The 17,098-nt window shown below is 40.4% G+C and carries 20 protein-coding genes and 1 pseudogene; 3 read left to right on the plus strand and 18 right to left on the minus strand.

Annotated features, from left to right (window positions below; genetic code table 11):
- Nucleotides 1-105 precede the first annotated feature (105 nt).
- The 3 genes from BK575_RS21490 to BK575_RS21500 form a co-directional block, all read right to left on the minus strand.
- Complete coding sequence (locus tag BK575_RS21490; protein WP_078413644.1) at nt 106-594, minus strand: DUF3907 family protein; 489 nt, start codon at nt 592-594, stop codon at nt 106-108.
- Nucleotides 595-699: 105 nt separating this feature from the next.
- Nucleotides 700-1,281 carry an SMC-Scp complex subunit ScpB gene (gene scpB, locus BK575_RS21495; RefSeq protein WP_078413645.1) on the minus strand — a complete coding sequence of 194 codons (582 nt, stop codon included), beginning with the start codon at nt 1,279-1,281 and terminating at the stop codon, nt 700-702.
- Nucleotides 1,278-2,036, minus strand: coding sequence for a segregation/condensation protein A (locus BK575_RS21500; protein ID WP_078413646.1), 759 nt, complete (start codon nt 2,034-2,036; stop codon nt 1,278-1,280). Before BK575_RS21500 ends, scpB begins: the two co-directional genes overlap by 4 nt.
- A gap of 184 nt (nt 2,037-2,220) precedes the next feature.
- Here BK575_RS21500 and BK575_RS21505 point away from each other — a divergent pair, with 184 nt between their 5' ends.
- Together BK575_RS21505 and BK575_RS21510 are read left to right on the plus strand one after the other, a co-directional pair.
- Nucleotides 2,221-2,313, plus strand: a complete 93-nt coding sequence (locus BK575_RS21505) for a YjcZ family sporulation protein (RefSeq protein ID WP_078413647.1) — start codon at nt 2,221-2,223, stop codon at nt 2,311-2,313.
- 100 nt (nt 2,314-2,413) lie between these two features.
- Nucleotides 2,414-2,941, plus strand: coding sequence for a DUF309 domain-containing protein (locus BK575_RS21510; RefSeq protein WP_078413648.1), 528 nt, complete (start codon nt 2,414-2,416; stop codon nt 2,939-2,941).
- A gap of 29 nt (nt 2,942-2,970) precedes the next feature.
- Here BK575_RS21510 and BK575_RS21515 read toward each other — a convergent pair whose 3' ends face one another.
- Nucleotides 2,971-3,330, minus strand: coding sequence for a GNAT family N-acetyltransferase (locus tag BK575_RS21515; protein WP_078413649.1), 360 nt, complete (start codon nt 3,328-3,330; stop codon nt 2,971-2,973).
- A gap of 612 nt (nt 3,331-3,942) precedes the next feature.
- Nucleotides 3,943-4,377 carry a peptidylprolyl isomerase gene (locus BK575_RS21520; RefSeq protein WP_078413650.1) on the minus strand — a complete coding sequence of 145 codons (435 nt, stop codon included), beginning with the start codon at nt 4,375-4,377 and terminating at the stop codon, nt 3,943-3,945.
- Between the two features lie 210 nt (nt 4,378-4,587).
- On the opposite strand from BK575_RS21520, the gene BK575_RS21525 reads away from it, so the two are divergent.
- Nucleotides 4,588-5,457, plus strand: coding sequence for a DUF1002 domain-containing protein (locus BK575_RS21525; protein WP_078413651.1), 870 nt, complete (start codon nt 4,588-4,590; stop codon nt 5,455-5,457).
- Between the two features lie 99 nt (nt 5,458-5,556).
- On the opposite strand, the gene lysA is transcribed toward BK575_RS21525, so the two are convergent.
- The 13 genes and pseudogenes from lysA to BK575_RS21590 all read right to left on the minus strand — a co-directional run bounded on the left by lysA (nt 5,557) and on the right by BK575_RS21590 (nt 17,078).
- Nucleotides 5,557-6,876: a diaminopimelate decarboxylase gene (lysA, locus tag BK575_RS21530; protein ID WP_078414911.1), complete on the minus strand. Its 1,320-nt coding sequence runs from the start codon at nt 6,874-6,876 to the stop codon at nt 5,557-5,559.
- Nucleotides 6,877-7,470: 594 nt separating this feature from the next.
- Nucleotides 7,471-8,916: a spore germination protein gene (locus tag BK575_RS21535; protein ID WP_407984388.1), complete on the minus strand. Its 1,446-nt coding sequence runs from the start codon at nt 8,914-8,916 to the stop codon at nt 7,471-7,473.
- Entirely contained in the window at nt 8,897-9,505 is a 609-nt protein-coding gene (locus tag BK575_RS21540; protein ID WP_078413652.1) for a stage V sporulation protein SpoVABEA, read from the minus strand. The genes BK575_RS21535 and BK575_RS21540 overlap by 20 nt, the downstream gene beginning before the upstream one ends.
- A gap of 8 nt (nt 9,506-9,513) precedes the next feature.
- Nucleotides 9,514-9,864, minus strand: a complete 351-nt coding sequence (gene spoVAE / locus BK575_RS21545; RefSeq protein WP_028394765.1) for a stage V sporulation protein AE — start codon at nt 9,862-9,864, stop codon at nt 9,514-9,516.
- Nucleotides 9,865-10,881, minus strand: coding sequence for a stage V sporulation protein AD (gene spoVAD, locus BK575_RS21550; RefSeq protein WP_078413653.1), 1,017 nt, complete (start codon nt 10,879-10,881; stop codon nt 9,865-9,867).
- A 17-nt stretch (nt 10,882-10,898) separates the two neighbouring features.
- Entirely contained in the window at nt 10,899-11,357 is a 459-nt protein-coding gene (spoVAC, locus tag BK575_RS21555) for a stage V sporulation protein AC (protein WP_078413654.1), read from the minus strand.
- A gap of 118 nt (nt 11,358-11,475) precedes the next feature.
- Nucleotides 11,476-11,898, minus strand: coding sequence for a stage V sporulation protein AB (locus BK575_RS21560; RefSeq protein WP_078413655.1), 423 nt, complete (start codon nt 11,896-11,898; stop codon nt 11,476-11,478).
- Nucleotides 11,888-12,508 (minus strand): stage V sporulation protein AA, encoded by a 621-nt coding sequence (locus BK575_RS21565; protein ID WP_078414913.1) that lies wholly within the window; start codon nt 12,506-12,508, stop codon nt 11,888-11,890. Before BK575_RS21565 ends, BK575_RS21560 begins: the two co-directional genes overlap by 11 nt.
- 323 nt (nt 12,509-12,831) lie before the next feature.
- Complete coding sequence (sigF, locus tag BK575_RS21570) at nt 12,832-13,590, minus strand: RNA polymerase sporulation sigma factor SigF (protein ID WP_078413656.1); 759 nt, start codon at nt 13,588-13,590, stop codon at nt 12,832-12,834.
- A 12-nt stretch (nt 13,591-13,602) separates the two neighbouring features.
- A complete protein-coding gene (gene spoIIAB / locus BK575_RS21575) occupies nt 13,603-14,046 on the minus strand; it encodes an anti-sigma F factor (protein WP_078413657.1) in 444 nt (147 codons plus the stop codon).
- Entirely contained in the window at nt 14,046-14,396 is a 351-nt protein-coding gene (gene spoIIAA / locus BK575_RS21580; RefSeq protein ID WP_078413658.1) for an anti-sigma F factor antagonist, read from the minus strand. Before spoIIAA ends, spoIIAB begins: the two co-directional genes overlap by 1 nt.
- 100 nt (nt 14,397-14,496) lie before the next feature.
- Entirely contained in the window at nt 14,497-15,663 is a 1,167-nt protein-coding gene (locus tag BK575_RS21585) for a D-alanyl-D-alanine carboxypeptidase family protein (protein WP_078413659.1), read from the minus strand.
- A gap of 111 nt (nt 15,664-15,774) precedes the next feature.
- Nucleotides 15,775-17,078, minus strand: a pseudogene (locus BK575_RS21590) (pyrimidine-nucleoside phosphorylase).
- Nucleotides 17,079-17,098: the final 20 nt, after the last annotated feature.

A 17,098-nucleotide genomic window follows, 5' to 3' on the forward strand; every position in this document is an offset into this window, starting at 1 on the left:
GATTCTCATATAAACGGTCGGCAAAGCCCGTAAGGGAGCTTGCCGACCGTTTATAATTAAAGAGTCGAGCATGGGCGCTTTTTGCCCGTGCTCGACTCTTTAATATTATTGGGACTGTGTCATCTTCGTTACATAATCCGTTTCATAAAATTGCAGTTCTTCTCTCATAAGCTGAAAATCACTTTCCATAGATGAAATCAACTTTTCAATTGACTGAGGGGCTGCCTTGCGATATTTAATCGCGTTCCGGCCTGTGTAAGCAGAACGGCTGTCTTCGTACCACAAATCATGCTTCGGATTATAGAACTCTTCAATGCATTGATGATAAATACGATAAAGCGTACGTTCCGCTGCTGCCTTCCTGAATGGTTCCGTTCCAGAAATGACACGGCACGCATCCAAGCCTTCTTCGCAAAAAACTGCAAGTCTTCTCAAGTTAGACAATAAAAGAGCGTAATCACTTTCTTCTCCTTGTATTTCTTCTTTTAAACTTAAAATCGTTACATGATTTAAATACTGGTTCAATTCTTTAACCGAAGATGCCAGCTTTTGTTCTACAAGTTCAATTTGTGATTTGACCACCATATTTGCCATATTGTCCGTCCCCCTGCCATCATTTGCAACAAATGAGAATTTTTCGCAAAATCGTTGTTTTTTTATAATATTACCATATAACTCAGGTAGATTATAATAGTTTCTTTACTCAAACACTTCTTGGAATTTTTCAAAAAACAAGTCTGCTTCTTGTTCATTCGGCTCAGTCTCCAGCGGATTGGATAACACCGGCAGCTCCTGAATGGTTTTCAGGCCAAAATACGATAAAAATTCTTTTGTCGTTCCATATAAAATCGCTCGGCCTGCCCCATCTGCCCTTCCCACTTCTTTAATAAGAGCTTTAGCGACAAGTGTTTGGATCGGCCTCTCCGTTTTTACTCCTCTAACTTCCTCAATTTCTACTCTTGTAATCGGCTGGCGATACGCTACGATTGCCAATGTTTCTAACGCAGCCTGAGAGAGAGATTGAGTCGAAGGAGTATCTACTAGACGCTTAACATATTCTACATTTTCCTTTTTAGTTGCCAGTTGATAGGTCCCTGCTATTTCTATAATTTCAATTCCTCTATTTTCTTCTTTAAAGTCTTTATGCATCTCTCCGATAATCTGTTTGGCCTCTTCCTTTTGAATGGCTAAGGCATCGCATATTTGAGCAAGCGACAAACCTTCATCCCCTGCTACAAACAGCAGACTCTCAATGACAGATTTATAGTTTGTCATATTCACGCGTCTTCATTCCTTTCATAATACGAAACGTACAACTCGTCGAAGTTATCTTGCTGCTCGACAGCTATTTGATTGCTCTTCATCAGTTCTAACACGGCCAAGAAGGTGAGGACAACATATTCACGCTCCGTATGCGGAAACAAATCATAGAAACGTTTTTTTCCATGAAATGTTTTTAACTCGCTTAAAATTTCCTCCATCCGTTGTTCAATCGGAATTTCTTGACGAGTAATCTTAGTTTTTAAAGGCTTTTGAATCTGTTTCCGTTTCAACATTTTTTGAAAGGCGCTTAACATGTCGTATAGTGTAACATCCAACTCTTTGTTCTCCAACTGTATCTCTGATGCAAGGTGACTGAGGTTACTCGGCGATTTCGTATAAATTTGCCCTCGCTCTTCTTCCAGCTGCTTCAGCTCTTGAGCAGCCTCTTTATATTTTCGATATTCAATCAATCGCTGCATAAGTTCTTCACGCGGATCTTCGGCTCCGTCCAACTGTTCTAAATCATCAATCGTCTCATCCTCATGCTTAGGCAGCAGCATCTTGCTTTTGATGGCCAGTAACGTTGCAGCCATGACTAAATACTCGCTCGCTAAATCGAGATGAAGCTCGTTCATCGTATGGATATAACCCATATATTGTTCGGTAATTTGAGCTACCGGTATATCATAAATATCGATCTCAAATCTATTGATTAAATGCAAAAGAAGGTCTAACGGCCCTTCAAATGCGTCTACTTTTACATTGTATTCCACGATCATCCCACCAACATTTTGCCATTACATTTTCTATTCCGCTTTCTTAAGTATAGTCCATTATGAGAACATGTCCAATAAGAAATTATATATGAAAATTAGGTCATGTGCCCAAACATCTGAATGATTTCAACATATGATGACATTGCAAACGAAATATCCTAACTTTAAGGAGGAATTATTCATGGGTGACAAAGGTTTCGGTTACGGAAACGGATTTGCATTGATTGTTGTACTATTTATCTTATTGATTATTGTTGGTTGCACTTGGTTTTAATATAACGTAAAAGTGTTCAGCCTTCCTGCTGAACACTTTTTTTCTTGTTGTCCAGCTGTATGTGTTAAACTCATAGTACAAAACAGAAAGGAGTTTTCCAATGAATTACCCTGCAGCCTATATTGATTATCTTGTACATTTCCATTCTGACCGCGATTATTTTGAATGCCACGAAATTTTAGAAGAACACTGGAAATCAGAATTGCCCGGGAATCGTCAAGCCGTATGGGTTGGACTCATTCAAGTAGCTGTCTCTTTATATCATCAAAGGCGTGAAAATTATAATGGTGCCTATCGGATGATGAAAAGCGCGCTTCGCATTCTGCATGAGGAAGAGGATCAAGTCAGAACGCTTGGACTTGATTACGATGCACTAATATTATCCCTACATAGACGTACGGAAGAAATGAAACACCAAACTAAGTACACAAGCCTTTTTTTACCTATTTCAGACCCTTCTCTTACAACATTATGCAAGCAAAAAGCCAAAGAAAAAGAGCTGACGTGGTGGAGTCGTTCAGATGTAACGAATACCGAATTAGTGCATCGCCATAAGCTTCGCGATCGTACGTCCATCGTCGCTGAACGAAAAAAGAATTTGAAGCATAAACAAAACACCAGGCAATAATCCATTCCTTCTGCCTGGTGTTTTGTTATTTATTCGTCTTTAAGTATATTACATTTCACAAAAAACGGAGCTACATACGCATTTGGTTTTAACGTCATGTTCGGATGAAGAGACTGAAGCGCTTTGATCATTTGTTTGCCAATCCCTTGTTGGCGATGGGAGGGGTTAACACTAAGATGCTGAATTTCCATTTCTTCATCACTAACAATTGCAATTCCGGCAATTCCAATAATGTCATCTTCTTCTTTCCATAAAAAAAGCTTCCATCGATCATTTTGTTCATATTCCTTCATCGTCTGCTGCAATGCTTTAAGGTCTTTTTCCGTTGGCATGAACGATAAAAGTCCCATTGCAATTTTTTCGTAGTTTTTCTTATACCGAATAAGCATATATTTCTCCCTCATTGTTGAAAACTATCATTTACTTTCTTACCATGAATCAATACCCGCCGCGATCTAACTTTTCCTGTATGCGTGAGACAGATTTAAACAAATCGTAATCTTTTTAATCAAAAAGTCATATTTGTATTTTATGATACATAATTTAGAATGTGTTATCAACATACAATACATATGGGCATTTATTACACAATATATACCCAATAAATGACTCCCCACATTGCACTGATTGCAATGAGCATAAAAAATAAAATCCAGTTATTTTTATTCAAAAGCATACACCTCTATTTATTCGATTGCACCTATTGGAAATTTTATACCGAAAACAAATTTCTGACAACCTGAAAATGAAAGCGTTTCATTAAAAAAGCTCTGTTAAAGAGTACTATTAATTTTTGACTCATTTGACGGAAACGAAGAGAAAACTAAAGAGAAAATAAATTTTCTCGACGTTTTCTTTTCGTTTCCATCTCTTTCAGCGTTCACTGAAAGCGTGAAAAATGGCCTTTTTTCACGAATGAGTCAAAAACAGGCGAAAATCAACATAATTGTTTAACACAACCTTAAAAAAACGGCCCCGAATTTTCGGAGCCGTTCCTTTCTTTACTCTTCCCAAACTTTAACTTCTTTCATTACATCGCCGTTTTTCATTTTCAATACAGCATCCATTCCTTCTGTTACTTGTCCAAATACTGTATGTACACCGTTCAAATGCGGCTGCGGCTCATGGACGATAAAGAATTGGCTTCCGCCCGTATCTTTTCCTGCATGGGCCATTGATAAAGCACCTGCTGTATGTTTATGAGGGTTTCCTTGAGTTTCACACTTAATCGTGTAACCAGGTCCTCCTGTTCCTGTTCCGCTCGGGCATCCGCCTTGAGATACAAATCCAGGAATAACACGGTGGAACGTCAATCCGTTATAGAAACCTTCATTTGCCAATTTTTCGAAGTTCGCCACTGTACCAGGGGCCTCGTTTGGAAATAATTCAATCATGATTTTATCGCCATTTTGCATTTCAATGCTTGCTTTTTTCATTATGTAACCTCCAATATAAAATTCTTCATTCATTCTACTACAATTCAAGAGACAAATCCAATATCTTCACCTTGTCTTCTCCTTTCAACTTTTTGAAACCTCTCCCTCCCTTCATTCGTCTAATATAATGTCATCCGCATATTTTCTATCATATTTCACCAAAGCATACTATAATATGAATGGTTGCATGTATTAAAAGGAGGTCTTTTTTTGAAACGAAAATTACAAGCCATGTTTTTGGCGATAACAATGATGCTGGCTGTACCTTCAGTCAGCCTGGCAGATGCAGCAGAAGGCGATGTCATTGTCACATTAGGGGAGAATTTAACAAATCAGCAAAAAGAGGATATATTAGCAGAGCTGAACGTACCAGAAAATGCTCAAATTATTACCGTATCTAATAAAGAGGAGCATGACTACCTTGGAGAATTTATTCCAAAAGCACAAATTGGTTCACGTGCCATTTCATCGGCAAGTATTACAATTGGTGCAAAAGATTCGGGCTTAAACGTTCAAACGAATAATATTACATGGGTAACAAATGAAATGTACACAAACGCCTTGATTACAGCAGGAGTCAAAGATGCTGAAATCCAAATTACAGCGCCGTTTTCAGTGTCCGGTACTGCCGCTTTAACAGGGATTATGAAAGCTTATGAGACAACGACCAATGAAAAAATTCCGGAAGAAATTAAAAAAGTTGCGAATGAAGAGATGGTCAAAACAGCTCAGCTTGGCGATTCGATCGGGGCTGAAAATGCTGCTGCATTAATGGCGAAAGTAAAGGACGAAATCGCCAAAAATGAACCCAAAACAGAAGCTGATTTACGCGCTTTAATCGAGCGGATGGCACAGGAACTCGGCATTACGCTAACAGCTGCCGAACTCGATACGCTGGTGGACTTCTTCAATAAACTAAAAGAAATGGATATTGACTGGAACCAAGTGAAGGACCAATTAAACATTACGAAAGAAAAAATTTCTACGTTTTTACAATCTGAAGAAGGCCAAACTTTTTTAGAGAAGCTGCAAAATTTTTTAAATAGCTTACTAGATGCCATTCGTGCACTTTTTGCCTAATCATAAATAATGGGGCATGGGTTCAAAGAACCCATGCCCCATTATTTATGTATGAGGGTGATTAAAAAGGGGGTTCTCCCTTTTTAATCACCCTCTTTGTTAGTTTTTTACTTTTGATTTAAAGGGTAAATCATTTTTAACCAGATCCTCGTACGTTTCACGTTTCACAACAAGCTGTGCCTCTCCATCTTCTACAAATACAACTGCAGGCTTTGGAATGCGGTTATAGTGGCTGGCCATAGAATAACCGTAAGCACCTGTACAAAATAAAGCCAGCAAATCATTCGGCTGTGCCTTCGGTAAGGATACATCCCAAATTAACATGTCTCCAGACTCGCAGCATTTTCCAGCTATTGAGACTTTCTCATCTATGTCATCTTTCATGCGGTTTGCAAGAGCTGCCTCATATTTGGCTTGATACAAAGCAGGGCGAATATTGTCATTCATCCCCCCGTCTACCGATACATATTCACGCACGTCCGGTACATGTTTTCTAGAGCCAATTGCATACAACGTTGTTCCTGCATCTCCCACTAAAGAACGGCCCGGCTCAATCCAAATTTCAGGAATAGCCACTTTCATCTCTTCTGTTTGCTTTTTCACTTCTTCGATGATGACATTGACATACTCGCTTACAGGAATCGGATCATCTTCACTTGTATATCGAATTCCGAAGCCTCCTCCTAAATTCAGTACCTGAGGGAAGAATTTCATGCTTTCTTTCCATTCTTTTAACTTTTCAAAAATCTTTTTCGTCGCCATGACAAAACCGGTCGTTTCAAAGATTTGTGAACCGATATGACAATGCAAGCCAAGCAAGTTAAATTGGGGCGCTTCATAAGTTTCGCGCACCGCCTGCTCCGCTTGTCCGTTTTGCAGGTCAAATCCAAACTTTGAATCCTCCTGACCCGTCAAAATATAATCATGCGTATGGGCTTCAATTCCCGGTGTAATACGCAGTAACACGGGAACCTTCTTTCGATGTGTATCTCCCAGCTCTTTCAATAATTCAATTTCATAAAAATTATCGACCACAATGCAGCCTATGTTTTCCTCGATGGCCATTTCCAATTCAGCTCTGCTTTTATTGTTGCCGTGAAAATGAATTTTCTCACGCGGAAATCCTGCAGCGAGCGCCGTATACAATTCCCCCCCTGATACAACATCCAGTGACAGTCCTTCTTCGTGTACAAGCTGTACCATCGCCATAGTGGAAAAAGCTTTACTTGCATAAGCCACTTGGGCTTTTATATTATGTTGCGCAAACGTATCCTTAAATTGGCGCGCTCTTTCACGAATTAACGCAACATCATATACATAAAGAGGAGTTCCAAATTCCTTGGCTAATTTAACGGTGTCCACTCCCCCAATTTCTAAATGGCCATGTTCATTCACTTTACTTGTTCCATGCAAAAACACCATTATCCTTACCTCATTCCCCTTATTATTTATCCCGCTCTAACGGGAAGTAACCCTAACGGATTGACTCTTAATCGAACAGCCCTTTGCTCGGCTGATGGACCATTCATTTTATCAATGTAGACAAAGAGACAGCTAGTCAGCCCTTAAGCTGATAACTGCCTCGCCAATTGATCACTTTACTTAATTAAAACAACCTTATCACATCTATAAAGGTCATGCAACCACATTCTTGCAACGCAAAATATAAAGCAAACTTCCATCAGTGGGGCCTACCTTCATCCCCACTGATGGTTAGTTTGGCCTGCACGATGCAGGTCACTCACACGTTGCCGCAGGACGCGGCGATATTAGTCTGTGTTCCTTTTGTCGGGCTTTTACACGAGAAAGCTAGATTAGGGCAGTTATTCCCTGCTTAGCTTTTTCAATTTCTCTCAAATCTTCAAGTGGAGGTCTTACTCCCATGAAAATAAACGGTTTTGTTCATTTTCATCATGATTGGCGAAGTTTTGCGTCATGATTCGCTGCCCGTTAATGCGGGATAATCTTTTTTTGCCGTTAAATTTTGAACATCAGAACTTTATTAACGTTTGATTAAACGGGTTGTTTTGATTTATTTTGGGGATGGACAACACTTGGTCTAACATTATCTCCCGGCTTAGAAGTTCGAAACACAATCCCTTTGAAAGCACTTGGATTAAAAGGAATAAATGGCCATAAATATGGTGTATTTAATGAACGTGTGCTTGCAAGCAGCAAAATATATAAAGTTGCCCCAATAACAAAACCAGGAGCGTGGAAAGCCGCGACTGCCGACAGCAATATGAGTCGTGCCATTTTATTCGCCACACTGAGCTCATAGCTCGGAGTAGCAAAGTTTCCAATCGCCGCAACCGCCACATATAAAATAACTTCTGGAACGAACAAGCCTACATCAATGGCAATTTGTCCAATTAACGCAGCGGCAATTAAGCCCATGGCTGTTGATAATGGCGTTGGAGTATGAATGGCGGCGAGCCTTAAAAATTCAATTCCAATATCCGCCATAAAAATTTGAACAATCATCGGAATATTTGTCTTTTCATTTGGTCCAATGAATTGTAAGTTAGGCGGCAATAACGAAGGTTCTACCACGAATAAAAACCATAACGGCAGTAAAAAAACAGAAGCCATAATACCAATATAACGTACCCAACGAATAAATGTTCCAACAGCGGGCGACTGCCGGTATTCTTCCGCATGTTGAACATGGTGAAATAATGTTGTCGGCGTAATAATAACGCTTGGAGACGTGTCGGTTATGATAACTACGTGTCCTTCCAATAGATGCTCGGCTGCCACATCCGGCCGTTCCGTATAGCGTACAAGCGGAAAAGGGTTGTATCCTTGTTTCACAAGAAACTCTTCAATCGTTTTATCCGCCATCGTAAGGCCATCCGTTTTAATCATTTGAAGTTCTTTTTTCACCACATCCACTAATCCCGGATCCGCTATATCTTTTATATAGCCCACTGCCACGTCTGTTTTTGAACGCTCTCCCACTTTCATAATTTCAAAACGAAGGTTTCCATCTCGAATACGCCTTCTCATTAATGCTGTATTAATAATAATATTTTCGGTAAATCCATCCCGTGACCCTCTAACTACTTTTTCCGTGTCGGGCTCTTCGGGGCCGCGTCCCGGATAACTCCGCACATCCACTTGATAACCTGTATCTTCTTCATCAATCAATACGACAATCAGCCCTGATAAGATCGTATCAAGTGCATCTTCTAAATATTCAATCGGAGTAACTTGTTGATGAATGAGACGATTCTCAATAATGGCTTTGGCTTTTGCCTTTTCTGTTTCATGGTCATTTACTTCTACAAGCTGATCGGCAATTTGAATGATGTAGTTGCTATCACAAAGTCCTGTCACATAGTACATGTGCACTTCACGATCCAAGATAAGCAGCTTGCGTACACCTACATCGAAGCTTATATTCATGCTTCCGTTTTCTATAAACCATTTATCATTTTCATGGACCTTCGTGTAAATCGCTGTTTTTTGCTTTGTTTGTTCTGCCACCGTACCCACTCCTTTCTAAAATTACTTCCACGGCTTTCATTGTGATGGGGGAACCGTATTGAATATCATCTTTTCTTGCCATCTTTCCAATATCACCGATTCCTACCACAATCGGCACTTGCAGACTATCCAGACAATAAACGGTGTCGCCATTTATTCTGCCTATTTCAAATTCAGCAATACCGCTTTTGTCCACTCCATATTCTGTCAATTCCCCATAACGGTCAATACTCACATCCACCCTTGTCCACTCATTTTGATGTGTTTTAGAGGCTACAGCAATCACGCCCAGCACATCCACTTTCTCATGATTGACGACATATTTTAACGCCCGCTCTCCCGCCCCTTCACCTAAAAAACCACTGTCATCAAACATGACAAATACGGGATCATAAGGGGTTTTCATAATAAGCTTTACGATTTCCGGTCCCGTTAATTTCGTTGGATTTCCATGCGATTGAGAAATACATCGGCCTCCATATTGCTTTGCTACATGTTCAACGGTCTTTTCAGCATATTCATCACCATCTGTAACGACAATAACCCTTCTTTTCTCCATATGTTTCTTTATCCTTTCGGTTTAAAGATCAGAGCAACAATAAAGGCAAACAAAATGGCTGAGGCAATGCCTGCTGACGTCAGCTCGAAAATCCCCATTGCAATACCGATGAACCCGTGTTTTTCCGCTTGTTCCATCGCTCCGTGCAGCAGCGAATGGCCGAAGCTTGTAATGGGAACGGTCGCCCCCGCTCCCGCAAAGTCAATCAGCTTATCATAAAGCCCAAAGCCATCCAGTACGGCTCCGGCGACTACGAAAGAACTTGTTACATGGGCGGGAGTTAGTTTAGCGATGTCCAATAGCAATTGACCAATGACACAAATCGCTCCTCCAACTAAAAATGCAATGACGTATTCCATTTAATTGCCTCCCTCCGACGCCTCAATGACAACCCCATGAGCAATAGTAGGAATGGTTTCTTTCTGTTGAATCATGGTCGGACTTAGCAGCGCACCTGTCGCTACAACAAAGACTCTTTTAAAATTGCCCTTTATTAATTCATTTAAAATATAGCCGTATGTAACGACTGCTGAACAACCGCATCCGCTCCCTCCTGCAAAAACTTCTTGATCGGGCCTGTAAATCATTAATCCGCAATCGTTATGCACATCAAAGACATCATATCCCTCTTCTTGGAGCAGTTTTTTTAAGATAGGGCTTCCCACTCCCGATAAATCACCCGTTACAATAAGATCGTAATACGATGGAGAACGGTTTGTGTCTACAAAGTGCTGCCGTATCGTATCAGCAGCTGCAGGAGCCATAGCCGACCCCATATCAAATGGATCTGCTATTCCATAATCGGCTACTTTTCCGATAGTAGCCGACGTTATTTTTACTAATCCCTTTTCTTGTGAGACGAGCGCTGCTCCCGCTCCCGTCACGGTAAAAGTAGCGGTGTCAGGTTTTTGTCCCCCATACTCTGTCGGATAACGGAATTGCCTTTCAGCTGTTGCATTATGGCTGCTCGTTGCCGCCATTATTTTTCTCGCAAATCCCCCATCTACTAAAGCAGCCCCTACAGCCAATGTTTCCATTGAAGTGGAACAGGCACCAAACATACATAAAAACGGGATTCGATTTTGCCTTGCTACATAATTGGCCGTTACATTTTGATTAAGCAAATCCCCAGCCAAAAAGAAATCAACATCTGAATAACTCAAGTTCCCTTTTTGTAAACAAGAATCAATGGCTTCTTTCATTAACAGCCGTTCGGCCAGCTCCCAATTGTCTTCGCCGCAATGTAAATCTGTATGGGTAACATCAAACGATTCCGCTAAAGGACCTTCCGCCTCCTTAGGGCCCACGGCTGTTCCCGTTGCATTAATATAAATGTCATTCTCAAACATCCATGTTTGCTTTCCAGCAAGACGCATATTCATTCTCCCTTCTATTAAAAAAAGGCTTTGAATGCATATCGCAGCATCCCCATGATGTAAGCAGCGACCACCCCAAATGTAATGACGCTTCCCGCTAACTTGAACATGTTTGTCGCTACCCCTAGAACAAGCCCTTCGCTGCGATGTTCCATCGCTGCACTTGTCATCGAATTGGCAAACCCTGTTACTGGAACAGCAGAACCCGCCCCGGCGAACTGACCGAGCTTATCGTAAACTCCAAAACCAGTCAAAAGGGCTGAAAACAAGATAAGAGTCGCTACTGTTGGATTTCCAACATCTTCCTTAGTATAGTCGAAATAATGTAAGTAAAAATTTTCAATGGCTTGCCCCAAAGCGCAAATGAGCCCCCCTACGACAAACGCTTTTAGACAATTCATAAAATAAGGAGGCTTCGGCTGATAAGGCTTGATATTTTTTTTATAATTATCCTTTAATTTTTGTTGATTGCTCACCTATACTCCCTCCGATTTTTATCTACTTTGAATACATGCTTTGTCATAGATAGCATTACTCTTCGTTATGATCTCAATCTATCGGGCCACAAAGCCGCCCATTGGCATACGCTCTATTTTATCGATCGACAAAATAAATCCAATGGAATAACGAACCAAATACCTTACCTAACACAATAGCCATCAATAAAACGATTATTTTTTCTGCCACACCGATTCTTTTAGCTAAAATCGGCAGTACATTCATTACTTCTGTCAGTGCAGCCGCCAGCATTCCATTAAAAATACCGCTTGCAGTCCCGACGATGACCGCTATAAATCCAGGGAGATACAATACATATCCATGAAGGCTCATCCATCCTCCGCATATGGCTCCCATAATTACGCCCCATTCATAACCCTGTACATATTTCATTGTCTTTGTTAACTGCATGAGTCTTGGAATGACGCCTAATACGGTCAAAAAAGCAACAAATCCGGCTCCTACAGCCAGCCCTCCGGCAAAACCTATAAAGATGGTGAACAACACATTAAGACTCATCAATGTTTTTCATACTCTCTTTGTTTTCATGCATAATGACATATTGATCTAAATCTTGTTGATAATTAAACATCTCTACTTCTAAAGGGCTGGGTTCCTCATTGATTCGCTTACGAAAAAGATGGTTAAAAAACAGCACCATCCCTAAGCCTAATCCGAACGAGTACGGTATTTGCAGTAACAACGGCTTTTCATCCTTTACTCCAGTCAGCATGTAAAATAGTTTTTGGTGAACTTGCCTCATACTTACATCCTCGTGGAAGTTCATGATGGCTAGAGCCGCTCCGATAAAGAGTAATAACCATACAAGCGCAAAAAAGAATCCTGAATAATTTTTCTTTTTAAACATGACTTCCACAATGGTTTGTGCCGGACCGATATTTTGGATGTCCAGATCAGCATCCTCTTTTTTCATTTGAGCAATAACCTTCATGACATCAACAACAATGATATTACGGTCACTCATCGTTACTTGATGAATGAGCAATTTTTGAAGCTTTTCTTTCGTTTCAGATCTAGCAATGATTAAAGCAATCTGTCCTAACCTCACCGTCTCATTGGGATTAACTTGCACACGATGACGCATCCGTAAATAAACTGTATTTTCCACGTATATCACACCTTGCAAATGGTTCTCCTCGTATGAGTAGTATGTTATTTCTTAAATTTTCTAATTCAAAAATCAAACATCCATTAATTACCACAAAAAAGTGAAGCGGAAAGCCTAAAAAAGCAGGCTTTCCGCTTCACTCTTCTAAAAATGAATTTCAAATCATCATGGATGGCTGAACCATCCTTCAAAATCAATTAATTTTGAAGATTTTACACAAAATGGACCGTCAATTAAAATCCTTAATGTTACTGGATTTATATGACGGCCCATTTTGTGGCAGGTGACCGAAAAGGGGCTGTTTTTCCCTTTTCGGTCACCTGCTAGCCTTCCATTCTGTTTTTCATTTGCTGTAAGATTTTCTTTTCCAAACGAGAAACTTGTACTTGTGAGATGCCTAGTCTAGAAGCCACTTCTGATTGTGTTTGATCTTTATAGTATCGCAGGTAAACAATGAGTTTCTCTCTCTCGTCCAATTCCTCGATGGCTTCCCTTAACGCCATTTTATCAAACCACTTTCCTTCATTCTGGTCGGCAATTTGATCTAATAACGTAATGGGATCCCCATCATTTTCATACACGGTCTCATGAATCGAAGTAGGAGCACGATTAGCTTCTTGAGCCATTACAACATCTTCCGGTGTAATGTCTAAATACTCGGCTACTTCTAAAACAGTCGGTACTCTATTTAACGTCTTAGAGAGCTCATCCTTTGCCTTACGAATTTTGTTGCTCAGTTCCTTTAAAGAACGACTCACTTTCACCGTTCCATCATCCCTGATGAAGCGCTGAATTTCACCGATAATCATTGGAACTGCATACGTCGAAAACTTTACATCATATGATAAGTCAAACTTGTCAACGGATTTTAAGAGACCGATGCAACCGATTTGAAATAAATCATCCGGTTCATACCCTCTATTTAAAAACCGCTGAACGACCGACCATACTAGCCGCATGTTTTTCTGTGCAATAAGGTCACGGGATTCTTGATCTCCCTGCTGACTTCTTTTTATTAATTCTTTTACTTCACAATCGGATAAATAACCTCGGCTCTGTTCGTTTTTGACCTCCACATCCATAGGCTGATCTCCTTAATTGCATAAAGCTTTACTTTTTGTTAGGTGCTTCTTTAAATAAAGCGTGGTTCCTTTTGAGACAGAGGATTGAATTGAAATTTCATCCATGAAATTTTCCATAATGGTAAACCCCATTCCGGATCGTTCTAATTCAGGCTTTGTCGTATAAAGCGGCTGCTTTGCTTCCTCGACATCTTCAATTCCCATCCCTTCATCTTTGATGACGATTTCAATAGTTCCCTCATCAATTAAATAAACAGAGATGTAGACAGTTCCATTGGGATTGTTGTCATATCCGTGAATAATGGCATTCGTCACAGCTTCTGATACCACCGTTTTAATTTCTGTTACTTCATCCATCGTAGGATTCAATTGGGTTACAAATGCCGCTACTGTTACACGGGCGAACGATTCATTTTGGCTTAACGCCGAAAATTGCAGATGCATTTCATTTTTCATCATGCCACCCCCAACGTCGCCAAAGCGTTTTGTTCTGTTTGTTCTAAGCGAATAATTTTGAACAAACCTGACATTTCAAATAATCTTTGGACGGAAGGGGAGATCGCACATACGACCATTTCTCCGCCACTGTTTTTGATTTGCTTGTATCTTCCTAAAATGACACCAAGTCCTGAACTATCCATAAAACTCAAATCCTGAAGGTTTAGCACAATGTGATGAATAGGTTCGTTATCCAAAAGATTGGTAATCTTCGTTCTTAATTCATCTGCCGCGTGATGATCAAGCTCACCGCTTAAACGTACAAGCAACACATGATGTTTCACTTCTAAATTTATCGAAAGACTCACAGTTCAAACCTCCCTTGAAAGTTTCACTTTAGAGTCTTTCGATAGCTTTCCGCTCGAATCCTTCCCTGTGACAAAACTAGTTATTTTTCGTCAACTTTAGTTATGATGTTTGTGTAAACATGGAAAATGTGCGTTTAAATAAATCCCACCAGGATGCTTCTTTAACCTCGTCTCCTGCAACCAGCGGAGATTCACTTAAAACTTTTCCGTCTTTTTTAATAATCAACATTCCTATCTCCTGTCCTTTTTGAACAGGGGCCTGTAATGTCTTTTGTAATTTAATGTCTTTTTTTATGTCTTTTGTCGAAGTCCCTTTTTTCGTTAACAAGGAAATAGGTTCAGAGGTCACGACATTTACCTCTTTTTTATCACCCTTGTTCACTTTGAGAGAAGCAACTTTTACATCACGTTTATAAAGAGGGGTTGTTTGATACTGGCTGAACGCATAATCAAGCATCTTGGTCACTTGTGCATTCCTATCTTTCGGTGTATCTGCCCCAAACACTACGGCGATAACTCTCATATTTCCTTTTTTGGCGGTAGCAGTTAAGCAGTACTTCGCCTCGTTTGTAAATCCCGTTTTCACTCCATCTACACCGGGGTAAAATTTAACTAGGCGGTTTGTATTGACTAGCCAAAACTTCTTGTCTGTGTCTTCACGCAGATAATCTTCATATTTACCTGTGTAGTTCGTAATTTTTTCGTATTTCAGCAGCTCTTTTGCCATAATGGCCATATCATAGGCTGTACTATAATGTTCCGGAACAGGCAGGCCAGTCGGATTTTGGAATTGAGTATTTTCCGCCCCTAACTCTTTTGCCTTTTTGTTCATCATCTCTACAAACTCTTCTTCCGAGCCTGCAATATGCTCTGCCATTGCGACAGATGCATCGTTTCCAGATCCGATGGCAATGCCTCTTAACATTTCATCGACCGTCATTTCTTCACCTGGCTCTAAGAAGATTTGCGAACCACCCATCGATGCAGCATATTCACTTGTTCGAACTTTATCGTTCCATTTGATTTTACCTTCATCGATGGATTCCATAATTAAAATCATCGTCATAATCTTAGTCATACTGGCAGGTGGAAGCTTTTCGTTGCTGTTTTTTTCATATAACACGGTGCCTGTATCACGCTCGATCAAAACGGCTGATTTGGCCTTCTCAGCTAGTTCCGCTGTAGATGTTTCCTTGGCAAATGCGGCTGTTGTATGAAAAGAAAAAAGAACTGTTAACACGATTGAAAATGAAAAAAATCGCTTCATCTCCATAACCCTCCATTCTTTATACAACCTATTTTTACCAAATAAACCTTATTTCATACCACTAACCAAAAAAAGAGAGCCGATAGAATTCTATCGGCTCTCTTTTTTTGGTTAGTGAGAGATTTTATCATATACAAGAGGCGGTGCTTCTACTTTTTCTGAAGAAATTTTTACGCTCTCATAAATTTTTTCCTTTACCTCTTCAATATTTTCTTGGTTGCTGTAAATAGTGACAAGCGCCTCACCTTTTTTCACTTCGTCACCTATTTTCTTTTTAAGCACAAGTCCTACGGCCAAGTCGATTTCAGATTCTTTCGTTGCACGGCCTGCTCCTAAAAGCATAGCAGCTGTCCCAATTGAATCAGCTACGATTTCTGCAACATATCCATCTTCTTTCGCTTCTAAATCTAGGACATATTTTGCTTGCGGTAATTTAGATGGATCATCCACAACTGAACCATCACCGCCCTGTGCGCTTAAAAACACTTTTAACGTTTCAAGCGCCTTCCCGTTTTGAATGACTCCTTCAAGCATATGACGAGCTTCTTCTAAGCTGTTCGCTTTTTTCGCCAAGTATACCATGTGACTTCCAAGAATTAAGCAAAGTTCTTCCAAATCTTTTGGACCATGCCCCTTTAATGTGTCAATCGCTTCTTTAACTTCCAAAGCGTTTCCAATGGCAAATCCTAAAGGCTGACTCATATCAGAAATGACAGCCATCGTTTGACGTCCAACATTATTACCGATGTTCACCATCGCCTGAGCCAATTCTTTCGCGTCATCTAAATCCTTCATAAACGCCCCTGCCCCAGTCTTAACGTCCAACACAATAGCATCAGCTCCAGCGGCAATTTTCTTGCTCATAATAGAACTTGCAATAAGGGGAATGCTGTTGACTGTCGCTGTTACATCACGAAGTGCATAAAGTTTTTTATCCGCTGGTGTTAAATTGCCCGTCTGTCCAATAACGGCTACTTTATTTTTGTTCACTAAATCAATGAACTGCTGTTTATCAATTTCTACATGGAAACCCGATACCGATTCTAATTTATCAATCGTTCCGCCTGTATGGCCTAGTCCGCGGCCGGACATTTTGGCGACCGGCACTCCGACTGCCGCTACTAAAGGAGCCAGTACAAGCGTCGTCGTATCGCCAACGCCCCCTGTACTATGCTTATCCACTTTAATGCCTTCAATATCGGATAAATCAATTTGATCGCCCGACTCTACCATAGCCATTGTCAAATCCGCTCGTTCTCTTTCTGTCATCCCTTGAAAAAAACTGCCATTCCAAAAGCGCTCATTTGATAATCAGGAATTGAACCGTCTGTAAATCCCTGAACGATGAATTGAATTTCTGCTGTCTCAAGCTCTCGTCCATCGCGCTTTTTCTCAATTAAATCAACCATTCTCATATGAAACACCTTCTCTATTC

Source organism: Priestia abyssalis (assembly GCF_002019595.1).
In the GTDB taxonomy this organism is placed as follows: Bacteria; Bacillota; Bacilli; order Bacillales; family Bacillaceae_H; genus Bacillus_BA; species Bacillus_BA abyssalis.